The organism is Ferdinandcohnia sp. FSL W7-1320 (assembly GCF_038050315.1).
GTDB classification, from domain to species: domain Bacteria; phylum Bacillota; class Bacilli; order Bacillales; family Bacillaceae_L; genus Ferdinandcohnia; species Ferdinandcohnia aciditolerans.
In genome coordinates this window covers 3,132,582-3,152,327 of record NZ_JBBPAM010000001.1, presented here as the reverse complement: position 1 = coordinate 3,152,327, position 19,746 = coordinate 3,132,582, and the positions used below count along the sequence as shown (strand labels likewise).

The following is a 19,746-nucleotide window of genomic DNA, read 5'->3' as shown; positions in this document are numbered from 1 at the left end:
ATGTCATTTTTTCAACGTATTAATTCTACTCATTTAGATATTTTAAAAGAGATTGGAAATATTGGAGTAGGGCATTCTGCCACTGCTCTTTCAAAGCTTTTAAATCGAAAAATTGATATGCAGGTACCGAATGTAAAAATTGTTACTTTTGATGAAATGATGGATTTTGCCGGTGGGGCAGAAAATGTTGTTGCGGGTATCTTTTTTCGAATTGAAGGAGATATAACGGGAAATATGTTTTTTATTTTACAGCTCCCACAAGCTACAAAACTAATCCAAGATCTCTTAGGCGACGAGAGCTACTCATTTGAAAGTAAACAAAGTGACATGGGGATATCTGCTTTACAAGAAGTCGGAAATATCTTGTTCGGCTCTTATCTTACATCTTTATCCGATTTTACCCAATTAAATTTATATCCTTCAATTCCAGGCTTTTCAATTGATATGGTTGGTGCGATCATTGGATATGGATTAATCGAACTTTCTCAAGTAAGTGATTATGCAATCGTTATCGAAACGGCTATTAGTGAGAATGAAAAACATGAACAAAATAATATTAATGGGCATTTTCTATTATTGCCAGATCCCGATTCTTTTGGAAAAATATTTACTGCATTAGGAGTTCAAACAAATGAATGAACTTAATCAGATTATAAAGGTTGGGATAGCTGATATGAATGTCATATCTACACCAAACTTAATCCGAACATCTGGATTGGGTTCCTGTGTAGGTGTAGTGATTTATGATCAACCAAGAAAGGTAGCAGGACTTGCGCATATCATGTTACCAAGTTCTGGTTCAACAAAAGCCGGGAACATGAATATTGCCAAATATGCCGATACTGCAATTGAGGAGCTAATAAAAAAAGTCATTGAAATTGGCGGTCGAGAACAGAGTTTGAAAGCCAAAATCGCAGGCGGTGCACAAATGTTCCAATTTCAATCTACAAGTGACATTATGCGGATTGGTCCTCGTAACGTTGAAGCAGTTAAAGCAGAGCTAAAACGCTTTAACATTACGATTATTGCATCAGATATAGGTGGAAATAATGGACGAACGATTGAATTTGACCCTGAAACAGCCATCCTCAAGATTCGGACTGTCAATCATGGTATTAAGGAAATATAGAAGGTAAAGATAAAATACATTCAAATAAACAAAAGGAGGAGTAGAATGTCCAGATTATCATCCGCAGATCATCAAGAATATTGGCAGAAATGGACCGACTCACGAGACACTGATGCAGGGGACGCCCTTGTCAGGAAATATATGCCACTCGTTTCATATCATGTACAACGAATCTCTGTCACACTCCCGAAGAGTGTAAATAAAGATGATATAAAAAGTCTTGGGATGATTGGTTTATATGATGCACTGGAAAAATTCGATCCTTCTCGTGATTTGAAATTTGATACATATGCTTCCTTTCGGATTAGAGGTGCAATACTTGACGGACTTAGAAAAGAAGATTGGTTACCAAGAAGTTCAAGAGAAAAAACAAAGAAAGTAGAAACTGCTATTGAAAAGCTAGAACAAAATTTAATGAGAAATGCTACAATTCCTGAAATCGCAGAAGAGGTTGGAATGAGCGAGGATGAAGTTTATCAAACGATTAATGAAGGCTTCTTTGCAAATGTTCTTTCTATGGACGATTACCAACATGATGACGAGAGCAGTGAAAAGTCAGCATTCTCAATTAAGGATCATACTACTTTAACACCAGAAGAACACGTTGTAAAAAAAGAAGTGATCAATCAACTAATTAGTGTAATTCAACAATTGAATGAAAAAGAGCAGCTAATTATTAGTTTGTTTTATAAAGAAGAACTAACATTAACTGAAATTGGACAGGTAATGGGGTTATCGACTTCTAGGATTTCTCAAATTCACTCAAAAGCTCTTTTTAAACTGAAGGATATATTACAAAAACATATCCATTAAGATTACGTATTTAGTAGTTTAAGTACAGCAAAAAGGAGATTTCCATCAACGCATTTCTTAAAAATAGGGAATGGAAGAAGTGAATCAATTGAGTCTAAAATTAATTGAATTACAAGTTGCAATCCCAAAGACACAAGATGTGGGAAAAATTCATGAACAACTAATGATGCGTGGTCAGCACATGCAAGGCCACATTTCTGCAGAAACCGAAAAAATTGAGAAAAGGAACCGTACTATAGTAAACGAGAACAACAAGTCAGAAAATGCACAAATACATAAGGATTCATCATCAAATACATTTTCAACGGAACCACCACATAAGACTCAAAACCCTGAAAAAAAAGAAAAAGAACAACATCCATACAAGGGGAATTTCATTGATTTCGTGGGATAGAGGGAATTAGAATGACAACCATTTTATTCGTAACCTGCTTTGCTTTACTTGCATTAGCTTTTTTTTTAATTATTCTTTTATATTTAAAAATGACTCAATTAAAAGATATTGAAATCAAACAAGAACGCTTACTGAATGAATTTGAAAATGTGATCACTTCGTATGTAATGGAAATCAAAGAGGACAATGAAGTGTTTTTAAATAGAATTCAACAAGTTCAACAAACACCGAACAAGCAAGATATCTCTGAACGAGAGGGAAAAAGTACACAATCGATACAAATAAAAGAAACTGATTTAACAACTGAGGAAATTCAAGATCTTCTACCTGCTTATGCAGGTCAAAACGAAACCGAAAAAAATACTATATTAGAAAGTCAATCTAAACCCCAACAAAGAGGCAATATTGAAATGAATGAAGATTTGCTTGTTAAAGACATTGACCATCTCATCAAACTTGGACTCACATATGAAGATATTGCAAAAAAATTAAATAAAGGTCAAACTGAAATTGAACTTTTACACAAATTTCGTCAAAACTACTAATTTTTCTTGACCAGCAAGTTTTTATTATGATATATTAATTTTTGGTGTTATCACACACGTTCATAGATTTAAGCATTGGTGCTGTTCAAACAGTTTTGCTTAAAGATGATGTGAACGGAGGACAAAAAACCATTAGGAGGATTTATTCATGTCAGTAATTTCTATGAAGCAATTGCTTGAAGCTGGTGTTCACTTCGGTCACCAAACTCGCCGTTGGAACCCAAAAATGAAGCGTTACATCTTTACAGAGCGTAACGGAATCTACATCATCGACCTTCAAAAAACTGTTAAGAAGGTAGAAGAAGCTTATAATTTCGTTAAGGAATTAGCTGGAAACGGTGGAACAATGCTTTTTGTTGGTACAAAAAAGCAAGCTCAAGATTCTGTAAAAGAAGAAGCTGAACGTTCTGGAATGTACTTTGTTAACCAACGCTGGTTAGGTGGTACATTAACAAACTTTGAAACAATTCAAAAGCGTATCAAGCGTCTAAAAGACATCGAAAGAATGCAAGAAGACGGTACTTTTGACGTTTTACCTAAGAAAGAAGTTGTAGGTCTTAAGAAAGAATTAGAACGTCTTGAGAAATTCTTAGGCGGAATTAAAGATATGAAGCAATTACCAGATGCTTTATTCATCATCGACCCTCGTAAAGAGCGTATTGCTGTTGCAGAAGCACATAAATTAAACATCCCAATCGTTGGTATCGTTGATACGAACTGTGATCCAGATGAAATTGATTATGTAATTCCAGCAAACGATGATGCAATTCGCGCGGTTAAGCTTTTAACAGGAAAAATGGCAGACGCTATCCTAGAAGCTAAACAAGGTGAAGAAACATCTGCTTAATGAGCGAAAGGTGATAAGAGGGTTATGCCTTTTATCACCTTTTTTAAGAATTATATATTTTAGCGAATTAAGTCATAATAGAAACAGATTGTCTACACGATGTGTAAATCGTAAAAATCAAATAGTACATAGTGTCAATTAAGGAGGAAAACATAATGGCAGTTACTGCACAAATGGTAAAAGAGCTCCGTGAAAAAACAGGAGCAGGAATGATGGACTGTAAGAAGGCTCTTACAGAAACTGATGGTGATATGGAAAAAGCAATTGATTACCTTCGTGAAAAAGGAATTGCGAAAGCTGCGAAAAAAGGCGACCGCATCGCTGCAGAAGGTTTAACTTCTATTGAAGTTCAAGGTAATGAAGCAGTTATCTTAGAAGTTAACTCTGAAACAGACTTCGTTGCAAAAAATGAAGGTTTCCAAACTTTAGTAAAAGAATTAGCTGCTCATCTATTAGCGAAAAAGCCAGCAAACGTTGAAGAAGCACTAGAACAAAAGATGGACAACGGTGCATCAGTTTCTGAACATGTAAATGCTGCAATCGCAAAAATTGGAGAAAAGCTATCACTTCGTCGTTTTGAAGTTGTAACAAAAGAAGATGGTGATGTATTTGGTGCGTACCTTCACATGGGTGGACGTATCGGTGTTCTAACTGTCCTTGGTGGTACTTCAGATAGCGATGTTGCAAAGGATGTTGCAATGCATGTTGCTGCTGTAAATCCTAAATATGTAACTCGTGATCAAGTTTCTGCTGAAGAAGTTGAGCGTGAGCGTGAAGTGCTAACACAACAAGCATTAAATGAAGGTAAGCCTGAAAATATCGTAGCTAAAATGGTAGAAGGACGTCTTGGTAAGTTCTTCGAAGACATTTGTCTTCTTGATCAAAGTTTTGTTAAAGACCCAGATCAAAAAGTTCGTAAATTTGTCGAGTCTAAAGGTGCTACAGTGAAGAGCTTCGTTCGTTACGAAGTTGGAGAAGGTATCGAGAAGCGTCAAGATAACTTCGCTGAAGAAGTAATGAGCCAAGTGAAGAAGTAAAAAGATAACAGGGAACACATTATGTGTTCCCTCTTTTTGAAATGTCTAGTTTTAGCGTGGCTTTATTTAAACGCTAGTACTTTTCTTTAAAAGATGGAGGTTTTTTATTCGATGAGCGGTGCCAAATATAGACGTGTAGTGTTAAAATTAAGTGGGGAAGCATTAGCGGGTGAACAGGGATTTGGTATAAATCCATCTGTTATCCAGTCTGTTGCAAAACAAGTAAAAGAAATTGCTGAACTTGGAGTAGAAGTTGCTGTAGTAGTAGGTGGCGGAAACATCTGGAGAGGTAAAATTGGTAGTGAAATGGGAATGGACCGTGCAAATGCTGATTACATGGGAATGCTTGCAACAGTGATGAATTCCTTAGCGTTACAAGATAGCCTGGAGAATCAAGGAATCCAAACTCGTGTCCAAACATCAATTGAAATGCGACAAGTTGCAGAACCATACATAAGAAGAAAAGCGATTCGTCATCTTGAGAAGAAGCGAGTTGTCATTTTTGCCGCGGGCACAGGAAATCCTTATTTCTCAACAGATACAACTGCTGCTTTACGTGCTGCGGAAATTGAAGCAGAGGTTATTTTGATGGCTAAAAATAATGTTGATGGTGTGTATAACGCTGATCCATCTATAGATAAAACAGCCGTGAAATATGAATCATTAACCTATCTTGATGTTATTAAAGAAGGGTTAGCTGTGATGGATTCCACTGCCTCTTCACTTTGCATGGACAATGATATTCCGTTAATTGTCTTTTCAATTATGGAAGAAGGAAATATTAAACGTGCCGTACTAGGAGAAAATATCGGAACAATTGTAAGGGGGAAATAACTTTATGGCAAATAACACATTAAATCAAGTAAAAGATAAAATGTCTAAAGCAGTCCAAGCATTGTCTCGTGAACTAGCAACTGTAAGAGCTGGTAGAGCGAATCCAGCAATACTTGATAAAGTTACAGTTGATTACTATGGTGCACCAACACCTCTTAATCAGCTGGCTTCAATCAATGTACCTGAAGCTAGAATGCTTGTTATTCAACCATATGACAAATCAGTATTAGGAGATATGGAAAAAGCGATTCAAAAGGCTGATTTAGGCTTAAACCCAACAAATGATGGCTCGATAATTCGCATTTCAATTCCGCCATTAACTGAAGAAAGACGTCGTGATTTGGTCAAGCTTGTTAAGAAGTATGCAGAAGAGTCAAAAGTTGCGGTTCGAAATGTTCGTCGTGATGGTAATGATGATTTGAAAAAGCTTGAAAAGAATGGTGAGATCACTGAGGATGAATTACGTAGTCTTACAGATGATATTCAAAAATTGACAGATGAATCTATTAACAAAATTGATTCAGTTGCAAAAGAAAAAGAAAAAGAAATCATGGAAGTCTAATCCATTTCAATGTACAATATATTGTAAAAAGACCCTCTTACGTTTACAGGGGGTTTTTTTGTTAATACTGTCTACTAATTAGTTACCTCGAACTAAACAAATGGTAAAATGAGTGAAACTCAATTGAGACGGGTGTTGGAGGACTTGTTCATGTTTGGAAAATTTAAAAAGACAAAAAAGGAGCCAGTTACTATTTCTGAAGAAGAAATAGTCAAAGGGCCAATACCTAACCATATAGCAATTATCATGGACGGAAATGGGAGATGGGCAAAAAAACGGTCATTGCCACGCACTGCTGGTCACCATGAAGGAATGAAAGTAGTAAAGAGAGTAACTAAGCTTGCAAGTAGACTTGGGGTGAAGACTTTAACAGTCTACGCATTTTCAACAGAGAACTGGAAGCGTCCAGAGGATGAGGTTAATTATTTATTAAAACTTCCCCAAGAATTTATGGGCACATTCCTACCAGAGCTTATTGAAGAAAATGTACAGGTTCGAATCATGGGGAATAAAGATGCGATACCTGCACATACTCAAAAAGCGGTCGATAAAGCTGTGAATGAGACGAAGAATAATACAGGCTTAGTATTAAATTTTGCACTTAACTACGGTGGCCGTGCCGATATCCTGGATGCGGTCAATCAAATTCTTTCAGACTATCGTGAGAAAGACCCCCTCCAAAAGATTGATGAAGATCTTTTTAATCAATATTTAATGAGTGCTGGTTTAGAAGATCCAGACTTATTAATTCGTACAAGCGGGGAAATTCGCTTAAGTAATTTTATGCTCTGGCAACTTGCATACACTGAATTTTGGTTCACCGATGTATTATGGCCTGATTTTAAGGAACATCATTTATTAGAGGCTATTCATGCATTTCAAAAGAGAGGTAGACGATTTGGTGGTATATAATCATTACGACCAAACCGTAATAAAAGGAATGATACAATGAAACAAAGAATAATAACGGCAATAATTGCAGCAGCAGTCTTTCTACCGATAGTTATTTTTGGTGGAGTCCCGTTTACTATTTTAGTCTATTTGATGGGAGCAATTGCTATATTTGAACTTTTACGGATGAAGCAAATTAATATTGCATCAATCCCTGGTGTAATCTCTATTATATTGTTATGGGTTATTTTAGTTCCAAGTCAATATAATGACATTTTTGAGACCCTTCAAATTACGAAGATCGAAATAGTTCTTCTAATTGTTTTATTTATTTTAACCTATACTGTTATTTCAAAAAATAGCTTCAGTTTTGATGATGCTGGCCTTGTGATTCTGTCAGCTCTGTACATAGGATTTGGTTTTTATTATATGATTGAAATAAGAGCGATGGGATTAGCATATATATTTTATGCATTCGTTGTTATTTGGACAACCGATTCAGGGGCCTATTTTGTAGGGAGAAAACTTGGTAAAAATAAGTTGTGGCCAGAAATTAGTCCTAATAAGACCATTGAGGGCTTTGTCGGCGGTATTGTGACTGCTATTGTATTTGCATTCATTTTTAACATGATTACAGATTTATTTGATTCCATCTTATCACTAATTATCGTGACATTGTTTGTGTCTGTTTTTGGACAAATTGGGGATCTAGTAGAATCTGCACTTAAAAGACATTATAATGTGAAAGATTCTGGAACATTACTACCTGGACATGGTGGAATATTAGATAGATTTGACAGTATGATATTCATTCTGCCAATCCTTTATTTCTTAAGTGCAATTATTCAGTAGTGGTTGTTTATTGGGAGTGAGTTTGTGAAAAAAGTAAGTTTATTAGGGGCTACAGGCTCAATTGGGCAGCAAACATTGGATGTAATTGAAAATCATCCTGAAAAACTACAGCTTGTAGCAATGTCAATTGGAGAAAATGTTGCTCTTGGTCGAAAGATTATTAAAAAGTTTTCACCAAAGCTTGTATCTGTAAAGTCTAAAGAAACATGTGAAACATTGAAAAGTGAATTTTCAAGTAATATCCGATTTGTATACGGGGATGAAGGATTAATAGAGGTGGCTACTTACGATGAAGCAACCATAGTCCTAAATTCTGTAGTAGGAAGTGTAGGGCTTTTACCTACATTAAAAGCAATTGAAGCAAAGAAGACGATAGCCCTTGCTAATAAGGAAACATTAGTTACTGCAGGACATCTAGTGATGGATGCAGCACAACAGAATGGGGTTCCAATTTTACCAGTAGACAGTGAACATTCGGCTATTTTTCAGTGTCTTCAAGGCGAAAAAGAAAAAAATATCGAGAAAATCATTCTTACCGCTTCAGGTGGAAGTTTCCGTGACCAAACACGTGAGGAACTTAAGAATGTATCAATTGAAGATGCATTAAATCATCCAAATTGGTCAATGGGTGCTAAAATTACAATAGATTCTGCGACAATGATGAATAAAGGTTTAGAAGTAATTGAAGCTCATTGGTTGTTCAATCTTCCATATGAACAAATTGAGGTCCTTCTTCATAAAGAAAGCATCATTCATTCAATGGTCGAGTTTCATGATAGTAGTGTCATTGCACAACTTGGGACACCAGATATGAGAGTACCCATTCAATATGCCTTTTCATATCCAGACCGTTTCCCAATGGCTGCATTTAAAGAGAGACTGCGACTTTGGGAGATAGGTAAACTACATTTTTCAAAGCCGGATTTTGATCGATTCAGATGTCTTGGATTTGCATTTCATGCCGGAAAAACAGGTGGCACCTTACCTACTGTATTAAATGCCGCAAATGAAGAGGCAGTTTCAGGGTTTTTAAATGGAAAAGTCTCTTTTTTACAAATCGAAGACATCATTGAGGGAGCAATTGAGAAGCATGATACTGTACAGCACCCAAGCTTAGAAATCATCCAAGAGGTAGATCAACAAACACGGGCTTATGTTCGTGGATTAATCGAGAATAAATAAAGATGTAGATACACTTTTTATAGTCAATCTAACAAAAGGTGGTTAAATATGTGGAGACTGTGATAGCCTTTATCATTATATTTGGTGCACTCGTATTTTTTCATGAGTTGGGACATCTCGTTTTAGCAAAGCGAGCAGGAATCCTCTGTCGTGAATTTGCAATAGGGATGGGGCCAAAGGTATTTACCTTTAAAAGAAATGAAACATTGTATACGATTCGTCTCCTTCCTATTGGCGGATATGTTAGAATGGCTGGCGAAGACCCGGAAATGATTGAAATTAAACCCGGCCATAATATCGGGTTGTTATTTGATAATGCTGGAAAAGTAGAGAAAATTATTTTAAATAATAAGGATAAGTATCCAGATTTAAGAGTAATTGAGGTTGAGGAAGCAGATTTAGAGCATAATCTATTTATTGCGGGTTATGAGGATGGAGAGGACGAGGTCTTAAAAAGATTTGAAGTTAGTGAGACTGCGTTTTATGTGGTCGACGGACTAGAAACTCAAATTGCTCCATATAATCGTCAATTCGCTTCCAAGACGCTATTGCAACGGACACTGGCAATTGCTGCGGGTCCGGCAATGAATTTTGTCCTTGCCTTTATCATTTTAATTGCAATTGGTTTATTACAGGGTACGCCTATTGATAAGCCAATTCTCGGAAAGCTAACTGAGGATGGGGCAGCACTTCAAGCAGGTCTCCATGAAGGTGATATTGTTCGTGAGATTGATAATGAACAAGTTTCTACCTGGAATGACATTGTAAATATTATTCGCGCAAATCCGGAAGAAGAAATTGGATTTGTAGTTGAACGTGATGGAGAATTACTGGATATACCTGTAACTCCGAAAGCTCAAAAAATTGAGGACCAAACTATTGGTATCATAGGTGTTTATGGGCCAGTTGAAAAATCAGTACTGCCTTCCTTGAAATATGGGGTTATGGAAACCTTCATGTGGACAAAGGAGATTTTACTTGGACTTGGAAAGCTTATTACTGGTCAGTTCTCGATTGATATGCTTTCTGGACCAGTTGGAATATATGTATCAACCGATACAGTTGTTCAATCTGGAATCTATTATGTAATGAAATGGGCCGCAATTCTAAGTATTAACCTTGGAATCGTGAACCTATTACCATTACCTGCCCTTGATGGAGGGAGACTAGTGTTCTTTGCGTTAGAAGCCGTTCGTGGAAAACCAATTGATAAGCAAAAAGAAGGAATGGTTCATTTTATTGGCTTTGCTTTATTAATGCTTTTAATGTTGGTTGTAACGTGGAACGATATTCAAAGATTCTTTCTATAAAATAAGGTTCAAAAAATCGGATGAAATTGACGCTCGGAATTTTTAGGTTGGTTTGCTTTTTTCGTACCTGAATACGTTCCGGTACACAAAGCTTCACCGCCTTGAACTTCGACGCACAGGATGTGTTAGTGTCGGCTTTGCCACAGGAAGTGGAGTCTTAGCCGATGTGGTCACATTCACCCTCCTTTTGAACATTTATTAAAATAAGCTGAAATTATAATGAGGTGCAAGATATGAAACAAAGTATGATGCTTATACCTACACTACGAGAAGTACCAGCAGATGCCGAAGTCAAGAGCCACCAGCTTTTAATTCGAGCAGGTTTTATTAGACAAAATGCGAGTGGGGTCTATAGTTACCTTCCATTAGCCAAGCGTGTTTTACAAAAAATTGAAACAATCGTCCGTGAGGAAATGGAGCGTGCAGGTGCCGCGGAGCTATTAATGCCTGCATTAACGCCTGCAGAGTTATGGCAGGAATCAGGACGTTGGTATTCTTATGGTCCAGAACTAATGCGCCTACACGATCGTCATGAGCGTGACTTCGTATTAGGACCAACCCATGAAGAAGTTATTACGAGTCTCGTTCGCGATGAAATTAAATCCTATAAGAGACTCCCAATCACCCTTTATCAAATACAAACAAAGTTCCGCGACGAAAAAAGACCACGATTCGGATTATTACGTGGTCGAGAATTTATCATGAAGGATGCATATTCATTCCATGCTGATCAAGAAAGCCTTCACGATATATATGAAAAAATGTATACTGCATACTCTAATATATTCTCTCGTTGTGGCCTGAACTTCCGTGCCGTGATCGCCGATTCCGGTGCTATGGGTGGAAAGGATACCCATGAATTCATGGTGCTTTCAGAAATTGGTGAGGATACAATCGCTTATTCTGATACATCTTCATTTGCAGCTAATATTGAAATGGCACCTGTTGTTATGGAATATTCAAAAAGCAACGAGTCAGTAAAAGAATTAGAAAAAGTAGAAACGGTTGAGAAGAAAACGATTGAAGAGGTTGCTACTTTCCTAAATGTTACAAAGGAAAAATGCATCAAATCACTACTTTTCCAAGTCGATGAAAAATTTGTTCTTGTATTAGCACGTGGGGACCATGAAGTAAACGATATTAAAGTGAAGAACTTACTTGAGGCTACAACTGTCGAGTTAGCAAATCCAGAGGACACCAATCGTATTATGGGCTGCACAGTTGGTTCATTAGGTCCGATTCAAGTATCGGAAGACATCACAGTAATTGCAGACCATGCTGTAGCCTCAGTTGTGAATGGTGTTTGTGGTGCAAATGAAGAGAATTATCATTATATAAATGTAAACCCTGACCGAGATTTTTCAGGTATTCAATATGCAGACCTTCGCTTTATCCAAGAAGGGGACCCATCTCCAGATGGTCAAGGAAAAATAGTATTTGCTGAAGGCATTGAGGTAGGTCATATCTTTAAGCTTGGAACACGTTATAGTGAGGCAATGAATGCAACCTTCCTTGATGAAAATGGAAGATCACAATCAATGATTATGGGTTGCTATGGTATTGGGATTTCCCGGACATTATCTGCAGTAGCAGAGCAATCAAATGATGAAAATGGTCTGATTTGGCCAGCAAATCTTGCACCATTTGATCTACACTTAATCCCTGTCAATATGAAGAACGAAGAACAGAAAGCAATTTCCGAATCTTTATATGTAACGCTTAAGGAAAGCGGCTATGATGTATTATTTGATGACCGTGCCGAACGCCCAGGTGTGAAGTTTGCAGATTCTGATTTAATTGGTCTGCCACTACGTATCACAGTTGGAAAACGTGCGGGCGAGGGAATTGTCGAAGTGAAGGTTCGTAAGACAGGGGAAACATTGGAAATAAATATTGAAAATCTTATCGAGACAATTAACAAATATGTAGTAAAATAAATAGTACAAAAGAAAAGGGTACCCGGGTAGTATGGGGTACCCTAAATATTTGAAATGTGGCAGCGACTTGCCTTGAAACGAGAAATCTGGATACTCCGACAAAGAAGCGTTCTTTTGCTTCTGAAGGAGGAGTTGAAGATTCTCGAGTTTCTAGTCGCTGAAACTAGACATTCTGTCTGAAGAGGGGGAACGAGGATGGAATTAACGCCACAGCAAAAAGAACGGTTTATGGTCTTGCTGCAACAGCTTGAATTAACCGATGATGCAATAGTTGCACACTTTGCAAATGCAGGTATTGAAAAACTTATGATTGATAAAGAGAAGAAGGCATGGCATTTCTTATTTTCTTTTGAAAAAGTAATTCCAGCAGATGTCATGAGGATATTTTCTACTCAACTTCGAACAAAATTCACACATATAGCTTCAGTGACTTTCTCATTACATGTACGATCACAACATGTGACTGAAGAAATGGTACAAGCCTATTGGCCGCTTTGCTTACAAGAATTAGATGGAATCGCACCGCCTATTCTATCTTTATTGCATAATCAACTTCCAACACAACATGGTCTCAAGCTTCATATCAAGACAAGAAATGACACGGAATCAATTGCGATTAAGAAAAAATACGGTCAATTGTTAGGAAATGTCTATCAATCCTACGGTTTTCCTATGTTCACACTTGAAACAGAGATTGAGGCTTCAAATCAAGAGTACGAACAGTTTTTAGAGAAAAAACAACAGGAAGATCAGGAAAGAGCACTATTAGCTGTTGCTGATATGCAAAAGAAAGAGAAGGAAAAGGATCAGAATAATGCTGTTTCTGGACCGATTACAATCGGATATACAATCAAAGATGAAGAAGATTTTAAAGAAATCAGTTCAATTCTTGATGAAGAACGTAGAATTGCGATCCAAGGATATATTTTCTTTGCAGAAACAAAGGAATTGCGAAGTGGAAGAACTCTTCTGACCTTTAAAATTACAGACTATACGGATTCAATACTAGTAAAAGTATTTTCACGTGATAAAGAAGATGTTCATCTTCTACAAGGTATTAAAAAAGGGATGTGGGTCCGCTGTCGTGGAAGTATTCAAAATGATACATTTGTTAGAGATTTAGTGATGCTGGCAAATGATATTAATGAGATACAGCCGATGAACGAAAGAAAAGACACTGCACCAGAAGGAGAAAAACGTGTCGAGTTGCATGCACACTCTCCAATGAGCCAAATGGATGCTGTAACTTCTATTAGTCAATTAGTTGGCCAAGCAAAAAAATGGGGTCATACAGCCATTGCATTGACAGACCATGCGGTAGCTCAATCATTCCCAGAAGCTTATTCTGCAGCAAAGAAAAACGGGATAAAGATGATTTACGGTGTCGAAGCAAATTTAGTAGATGATGGTGTCCCAATTGCATATAATTCACAGCATCGTAATTTAGAAGAGGATACGTATGTCGTATTTGACGTAGAAACGACAGGTTTATCTGCAGTTTATAATACAATTATTGAGTTGGCTGCTGTTAAAGTAAAAAATGGTGAAATCATTGATCGATTTGAATCATTTGCAAATCCTCATCACCGATTGAGTGCAACAACTATTGACTTAACCGGAATTACAGATGATATGGTAAGAACGGCTCCAGAAGTAAGTGAAGTCTTGGTTAAATTCAAGGACTGGTCCGGGGATGCAATATTCGTTGCCCACAATGCCAGCTTTGATATGGGCTTTTTAAATGTTGGCTATAAAAAGGCTGGGCTTGAACAAGCAACAAATCCAGTAATTGATACACTGGAACTCGCCAGATTTTTGTATCCAGAATTAAAAAATCACCGTTTAAATACATTATGTAAGAAGTTTGATATTGAATTAACCCAGCATCACCGCGCAATCTATGATGCAGAAGCAACTGGCTATTTAGTCATGAAATTATTAAAGGATGCAGCAGAGAAAGAGATTCAATATCATGATCAGTTAAATGATTATATGGGTCAAGGTAAAGCGTACCAACGTTCAAGACCTTATCATGCGACTTTGCTAGCACAAAATGATATAGGACTAAAAAACTTATTTAAATTAATTTCAATTTCACATATTAATTATTATTACCGTGTACCAAGGATTCCACGATCTCAGTTGCAAAAATATCGAGAAGGTATTTTAGTCGGCTCTGCCTGTGACAAAGGGGAAGTATTTGAGGGTATGATGCAGAAGTCACCAGAGGAAGTTGAGTCTATCGCTCAATTTTATGACTATCTAGAGGTGCAGCCACCATCAAATTATAAACATTTAGTCGAATTGGATTTAATCCAAAATGAGCGTGAGCTAAAAGACATCCTAAAAAACATTGTTAACCTAGGAGAGAAGTTGAATTTACCAGTTGTTGCTACTGGGAACGTGCATTATTTAAATCCTGAAGACCATATTTATCGCAAAATTTTAGTTCGGTCCCAAGGTGGAGCTAATCCATTAAATCGACATTCATTGCCAGAGGTTCATTTCCGCACAACTAATGAAATGCTGGACTGCTTTTCTTTCCTCGATAAAGAGAAGGCGAAGGAAATTGTCGTAACGAATACACAAAAAGTCGCAGACATGATTGGTGAAGTGAAACCAATTAAGGATGATCTATATACACCTAAAATTGAAGGTGCGGAAGATGAAATTAGGAATATGAGTTATAGTATGGCAAGAAGCATCTATGGTGAAGAATTACCTGAGATTGTAGAAAAAAGATTAGAAAAAGAACTGAAAAGTATTATTGGGCATGGATTCGCAGTAATCTACCTCATTTCTCATAAACTTGTTAAAAAATCACTTGATGATGGATATCTCGTAGGTTCTCGTGGGTCGGTTGGTTCATCATTAGTTGCAACGATGACTGAAATTACAGAGGTAAACCCACTACCGCCACATTATGTATGCCCAGACTGTAAGCATTCAGAGTTCTTTAATGACGGTTCAGTTGGTTCTGGATTTGACCTTCCAGACAAAGAGTGCCCAAATTGCGGGGCAAAGTATAAAAAGGATGGACATGATATCCCGTTTGAAACGTTCCTTGGGTTTAAGGGAGATAAGGTTCCAGATATCGACTTAAACTTCTCTGGTGAATATCAGCCTCGTGCACATAACTATACAAAAGTACTATTTGGTGAAGAATATGTATATCGTGCTGGAACAATCGGTACAGTTGCTGAAAAAACGGCCTATGGCTATGTTAAAGGTTATGCAAATGATCATAATTTGACAATGCGTGGTGCAGAAACCGACCGTTTGGTAGCTGGGTGTACAGGTGTTAAACGAACAACGGGTCAGCATCCAGGAGGTATTATCGTTGTCCCGGACTACATGGATATCTTTGACTTTTCACCTATTCAATTTCCGGCTGATGATACAAGTTCTGAGTGGAAAACCACACATTTTGATTTCCACTCTATCCATGACAATGTACTAAAACTTGATATACTCGGACACGATGATCCGACAGTCATTCGTATGCTTCAGGACTTGAGCGGAATTGATCCAAAAACCATTCCAACCGATGATCCTGAGGTAATGAAAATTTTCAGTGGTACTGAGTCTCTAGGCGTAACCGAAGAGCAAATTATGTGTAAAACGGGTACTCTTGGAATTCCAGAATTTGGGACACGTTTTGTTCGTCAAATGCTTGAGGATACAAAGCCGACTACTTTCTCAGAATTAGTTCAGATTTCAGGACTTTCACATGGTACAGATGTATGGTTGGGTAATGCACAGGAGCTTATCCATAATAATATTTGTACATTAAGTGAAGTTATAGGTTGTCGTGACGATATAATGGTTTATCTCATATATAAGGGACTAGATCCTTCCCTAGCGTTTAAAATTATGGAATCTGTTCGTAAGGGTAAAGGGTTAACGGACGAATTTATTGAAGAAATGAAAAAGAATGATGTTCCTGATTGGTATATTGACTCATGTTTAAAAATTAAATACATGTTCCCAAAGGCCCACGCCGCCGCATATGTTTTAATGGCTGTAAGGATTGCATATTTTAAGGTTCATTTACCTTTGCTTTACTATGCAGCATATTTTACAGTTCGTGCAGATGATTTTGATATAGAAGCAATGGTTCGCGGTTCTAGTACAATTCGTGCAAAAATGGAGGAAATCAATGCCAAAGGGTTAGAAGCTTCAACAAAAGAAAAGAACTTATTAACAGTTTTAGAGTTAGCTCTAGAAATGTGTGAGCGCGGATTTGCTTTTAATAAGATTGATTTATACCGTTCAAGTGCATCAGAATTTATAATAGATGGAGATGCCTTGATTCCACCGTTCAATTCGATTCCTGGACTAGGAACAAACGCTGCAATCAATATTGTTAAAGCAAGAGAACAAGGTGAATTTTTATCAAAAGAAGACTTACAGAAGCGTGGTAAAGTATCTAAAACAATTATGGAATATCTTGAAAACCATGGTTGCCTTGAAGATATGCCAGAACAAAATCAATTATCCTTGTTCTAATTGTTAGATGTCTAGCTCAAGACGCCATCGGCTCGAGGTCATAAGTCAATCGCTTCTGAAGGTAAAGAGCACCTTCTGCCAGCGCTCGTCTTATGCTTGTCGCCTAAAGCAGAGCGCCTTTCGCCTTTCTATGCACTTTTATTTGCATATAAATAGCGATTATGTTATAGTTTTTATGGAAATGCTATGTATATTACTGGTAAAAGAGTGGGGCTTCCCACTCTTTATTCTTTGGCTGAGGCTAAAAATTGTGTAACAACGTTTATTTAGATGGAACTTCACTATATTTTCCAACTGCCTCCCTGCTATTATAGCAGGGTGTTTTTACACTACTTAGGAAATACTATGAATAAAACAAAGGAATTCCTTATTGGAAGTTCAAAAAGTCCGGTGAAAATGACGCAATTCGGGAACTTCGACTAACTACCGACACGTCCTGTGTCGAACGTCGAAGTCACCACATCATGTGGAAGCTCGTTGGCTTGCTTATCCGTTCCTCACGTATTAATTGCATACGTTCCGGTACTCTAAGCTGCGCCGCTTCGAAACTTTCGACGCACAGGATGTGCTAGTGTCGACAATGCCACAGGACGTGGCGTTTTGTCGACGCGGTCCTTTTCATCCTCGTTTTTGAACATGTATTTTCAGCTTAGGAGGAAAAACATGAGTAAAAAGGTAACACAAATAGTGGAAGAATTAGTGATACCTATTGTAACTGATTTACAGATGGAACTTGTTGATGTTGAGTATGTAAAGGAAGGGAAAGACTGGTTTCTACGTGTCTTTATCGACTCCGAAAAAGGGGTAGATATTGAAGATTGTGGATTAGTTAGTGAAAAATTAAGTGAAAAGCTTGATGAAGTAGATCCCATTCCGTATAACTATTTTCTAGAAGTTTCTAGCCCTGGTGCTGAACGCCCGTTGAAAAAGGACAGTGACTTTGAAAAGGCAATCGGAAAACAAGTGTATGTGAAAACATACGAACCAATCGACGGTGAAAAGATTTTTGAAGGAGAGCTTACTTCATTCGATGGAAAGCTAGTAACAATCAATGTAATGGTCAAAACACGCAAAAAATCTGTAGAAATTCCGTATGAAAAAATTGCAAATGCAAGACTTGCTGTTACTTTTCATTAATAGGTTTGAGATAATAAAGGGGGATTAGGAAACTAATGAGTAGTGAATTATTAGATGCCTTAACATTGCTCGAGAAAGAAAAAGGCATTAGCAAAGATATTATTATCGAGGCAATTGAGGCAGCACTTATTTCTGCATATAAGCGGAATTTTAACCAGGCTCAGAATGTTAGAGTAGATTTGAACTTAGCAAACGGTTCTATGCGTGTGTTTGCTAGAAAAGATGTAGTAGATGAAGTGTTTGACCCTAGACTAGAAATTTCCATTGAAGAGGCAAGAACCATCAACCCTAATTACCAAGTCGAGGACGTTGTCGAAATTGAAGTAACACCAAAAGACTTCGGAAGAATTGCTGCTCAAACTGCTAAGCAAGTTGTTACTCAACGTGTACGTGAAGCAGAAAGAGGAGTTATTTACTCAGAATTCATTGACCGTGAAGAAGACATCATGACAGGGATTGTTCAGCGTCTAGATTCTAAGTTTATCTATGTTGGCTTAGGGAAAATTGAGGCATTGCTTCCATTAAATGAACAAATGCCTAATGAACAATATAAGCCTCATGACAGAATAAAAGTCTACATAACAAAGGTTGAAAGAACGACAAAAGGTCCACAAATCTTTGTTTCTAGAACACATCCTGGATTATTAAAACGTCTTTTCGAAATCGAGGTTCCTGAAATCTATGACGGAACTGTTGAAATTAAATCAGTTGCCAGAGAAGCTGGAGATCGTTCGAAGATTTCTGTTCACTCTGATAATCCAGAAGTAGATCCAGTAGGTTCTTGTGTTGGTCCTAAGGGTCAACGCGTTCAAGCGATTGTGAATGAACTTAAAGGTGAAAAAATCGATATTGTAAAATGGTCAGATGATCCAGTTGTTTTTGTAGCAAACGCTCTAAGCCCATCTAAAGTACTTGACGTTATTGTGAATGAAGAAGAAAAAGCAACAACAGTTGTTGTTCCTGACTATCAATTATCATTAGCAATCGGTAAGCGTGGGCAAAACGCTCGTTTAGCAGCAAAATTAACTGGTTGGAAAATTGATATTAAGAGTCAAACAGATGCAGAGCAAGCGGGGATTTACCCTAGAGAAGGCTTTGGTTTATTTGACGACGATCACGAAGATGAACATGAGGAAGAAGCATTCGATTTGCAGTCTGAAGAAATCGAGTGAGGTGAAGAAAATTGGTAGGAAATAAAAAAATACCATTACGTAAATGTATTGCCAGTGGTGAAATGAAGCCGAAAAAGGAACTTGTACGAATTGTACGTTCCAAAGAGGGTGAAGTTTCCATTGACCTTACTGGGAAAAAGTCTGGCCGCGGTGCATACCTAAGTAAAGATAAAGAATGTATCTTACTAGCGAAGAAAAAGAACATTCTTGCTGGTCAGCTGAAAGCCACAATTGATGATTCAATTTATGAAGAATTACTCCAACTAGTAGATAAGGAGAAGCCTTCATAAATGGAAAATAAGGAATGGTTTTCATTATTAGGTCTTGCCAATCGAGCAAGAAAGGTCATTTCAGGTGAAGAACTCGTCGTGAAAGAAATTCGCAATGGAAACGCAAAACTTGTTCTCTTATCTGAAGATGCATCAGCAAACACTACAAAAAAAATTACGGATAAAAGCACGTATTATCAGGTTCAACTTCGTACTGTAAGCGATCGGTATACACTAGGACATGCGATTGGTAAGGATGCCCGAGTAGTTGTCGCGATAACGGAGAGTGGGTTTGCAAAAAAAATTAGTCACTTGCTCGATTAACA

Annotated in this window: 19 protein-coding genes; all 19 read left to right on the top strand. The window is 37.4% G+C overall.

Translation table 11 applies throughout. The annotated features are described in order from the left end of the window. The 19 genes from NST91_RS15585 (at window position 1) to NST91_RS15495 (ending at window position 19,744) form a co-directional block, all read left to right on the top strand. Window positions 1-639: a chemotaxis protein CheC gene (locus tag NST91_RS15585; RefSeq protein ID WP_341331879.1), complete on the top strand. Its 639-nt coding sequence runs from the start codon at window positions 1-3 to the stop codon at window positions 637-639. Beyond that, window positions 632-1,129: a chemotaxis protein CheD gene (locus tag NST91_RS15580; RefSeq protein WP_341331878.1), complete on the top strand. Its 498-nt coding sequence runs from the start codon at window positions 632-634 to the stop codon at window positions 1,127-1,129. The genes NST91_RS15585 and NST91_RS15580 overlap by 8 nt, the downstream gene beginning before the upstream one ends. A 45-nt stretch (window positions 1,130-1,174) precedes the next feature. Beyond that, window positions 1,175-1,942 (top strand): FliA/WhiG family RNA polymerase sigma factor, encoded by a 768-nt coding sequence (locus tag NST91_RS15575; protein ID WP_341331877.1) that lies wholly within the window; start codon window positions 1,175-1,177, stop codon window positions 1,940-1,942. A gap of 88 nt (window positions 1,943-2,030) precedes the next feature. Beyond that, complete coding sequence (locus NST91_RS15570) at window positions 2,031-2,336, top strand: hypothetical protein (protein WP_445724492.1); 306 nt, start codon at window positions 2,031-2,033, stop codon at window positions 2,334-2,336. Between the two features lie 11 nt (window positions 2,337-2,347). After that, complete coding sequence (locus tag NST91_RS15565; protein WP_341331875.1) at window positions 2,348-2,881, top strand: hypothetical protein; 534 nt, start codon at window positions 2,348-2,350, stop codon at window positions 2,879-2,881. A gap of 148 nt (window positions 2,882-3,029) precedes the next feature. Continuing rightward, window positions 3,030-3,728 (top strand): 30S ribosomal protein S2, encoded by a 699-nt coding sequence (rpsB, locus tag NST91_RS15560; protein WP_099352445.1) that lies wholly within the window; start codon window positions 3,030-3,032, stop codon window positions 3,726-3,728. 155 nt (window positions 3,729-3,883) lie between these two features. Further along, window positions 3,884-4,765, top strand: coding sequence for a translation elongation factor Ts (gene tsf, locus NST91_RS15555; protein WP_341331874.1), 882 nt, complete (start codon window positions 3,884-3,886; stop codon window positions 4,763-4,765). A gap of 111 nt (window positions 4,766-4,876) precedes the next feature. Beyond that, a complete protein-coding gene (pyrH, locus tag NST91_RS15550; protein WP_341331873.1) occupies window positions 4,877-5,599 on the top strand; it encodes a UMP kinase in 723 nt (240 codons plus the stop codon). 4 nt (window positions 5,600-5,603) lie between these two features. Next, window positions 5,604-6,161, top strand: a complete 558-nt coding sequence (frr, locus tag NST91_RS15545; RefSeq protein WP_121446602.1) for a ribosome recycling factor — start codon at window positions 5,604-5,606, stop codon at window positions 6,159-6,161. Between the two features lie 150 nt (window positions 6,162-6,311). Continuing rightward, window positions 6,312-7,073 carry an undecaprenyl pyrophosphate synthase gene (gene uppS / locus NST91_RS15540; RefSeq protein ID WP_341331872.1) on the top strand — a complete coding sequence of 254 codons (762 nt, stop codon included), beginning with the start codon at window positions 6,312-6,314 and terminating at the stop codon, window positions 7,071-7,073. A 36-nt stretch (window positions 7,074-7,109) separates the two neighbouring features. Continuing rightward, complete coding sequence (locus tag NST91_RS15535) at window positions 7,110-7,904, top strand: phosphatidate cytidylyltransferase (RefSeq protein ID WP_341331871.1); 795 nt, start codon at window positions 7,110-7,112, stop codon at window positions 7,902-7,904. A 24-nt stretch (window positions 7,905-7,928) separates the two neighbouring features. Then, on the top strand, window positions 7,929-9,086 hold the full coding sequence (locus tag NST91_RS15530) for a 1-deoxy-D-xylulose-5-phosphate reductoisomerase (protein WP_341331870.1): 1,158 nt from the start codon (window positions 7,929-7,931) through the stop codon (window positions 9,084-9,086). A gap of 50 nt (window positions 9,087-9,136) precedes the next feature. Continuing rightward, entirely contained in the window at window positions 9,137-10,396 is a 1,260-nt protein-coding gene (rseP, locus tag NST91_RS15525) for an RIP metalloprotease RseP (RefSeq protein WP_341331869.1), read from the top strand. 233 nt (window positions 10,397-10,629) lie between these two features. After that, window positions 10,630-12,333 carry a proline--tRNA ligase gene (locus NST91_RS15520; protein WP_341331868.1) on the top strand — a complete coding sequence of 568 codons (1,704 nt, stop codon included), beginning with the start codon at window positions 10,630-10,632 and terminating at the stop codon, window positions 12,331-12,333. A gap of 195 nt (window positions 12,334-12,528) precedes the next feature. Beyond that, the gene (locus tag NST91_RS15515; protein ID WP_341331867.1) at window positions 12,529-16,842 is read left to right on the top strand and encodes a PolC-type DNA polymerase III; all 4,314 of its coding nucleotides are present in this window, start codon (window positions 12,529-12,531) and stop codon (window positions 16,840-16,842) included. 663 nt (window positions 16,843-17,505) lie between these two features. Next, entirely contained in the window at window positions 17,506-17,979 is a 474-nt protein-coding gene (gene rimP / locus NST91_RS15510) for a ribosome maturation factor RimP (protein WP_121446609.1), read from the top strand. Between the two features lie 35 nt (window positions 17,980-18,014). Continuing rightward, on the top strand, window positions 18,015-19,151 hold the full coding sequence (gene nusA, locus NST91_RS15505; RefSeq protein ID WP_341331866.1) for a transcription termination factor NusA: 1,137 nt from the start codon (window positions 18,015-18,017) through the stop codon (window positions 19,149-19,151). A gap of 11 nt (window positions 19,152-19,162) precedes the next feature. After that, the gene (gene rnpM / locus NST91_RS15500; RefSeq protein ID WP_121446611.1) at window positions 19,163-19,441 is read left to right on the top strand and encodes an RNase P modulator RnpM; all 279 of its coding nucleotides are present in this window, start codon (window positions 19,163-19,165) and stop codon (window positions 19,439-19,441) included. Continuing rightward, window positions 19,442-19,744: a YlxQ family RNA-binding protein gene (locus NST91_RS15495; protein WP_099352458.1), complete on the top strand. Its 303-nt coding sequence runs from the start codon at window positions 19,442-19,444 to the stop codon at window positions 19,742-19,744. It begins immediately after the preceding gene. The last annotated feature ends 2 nt before the right edge of the window (window positions 19,745-19,746 follow it).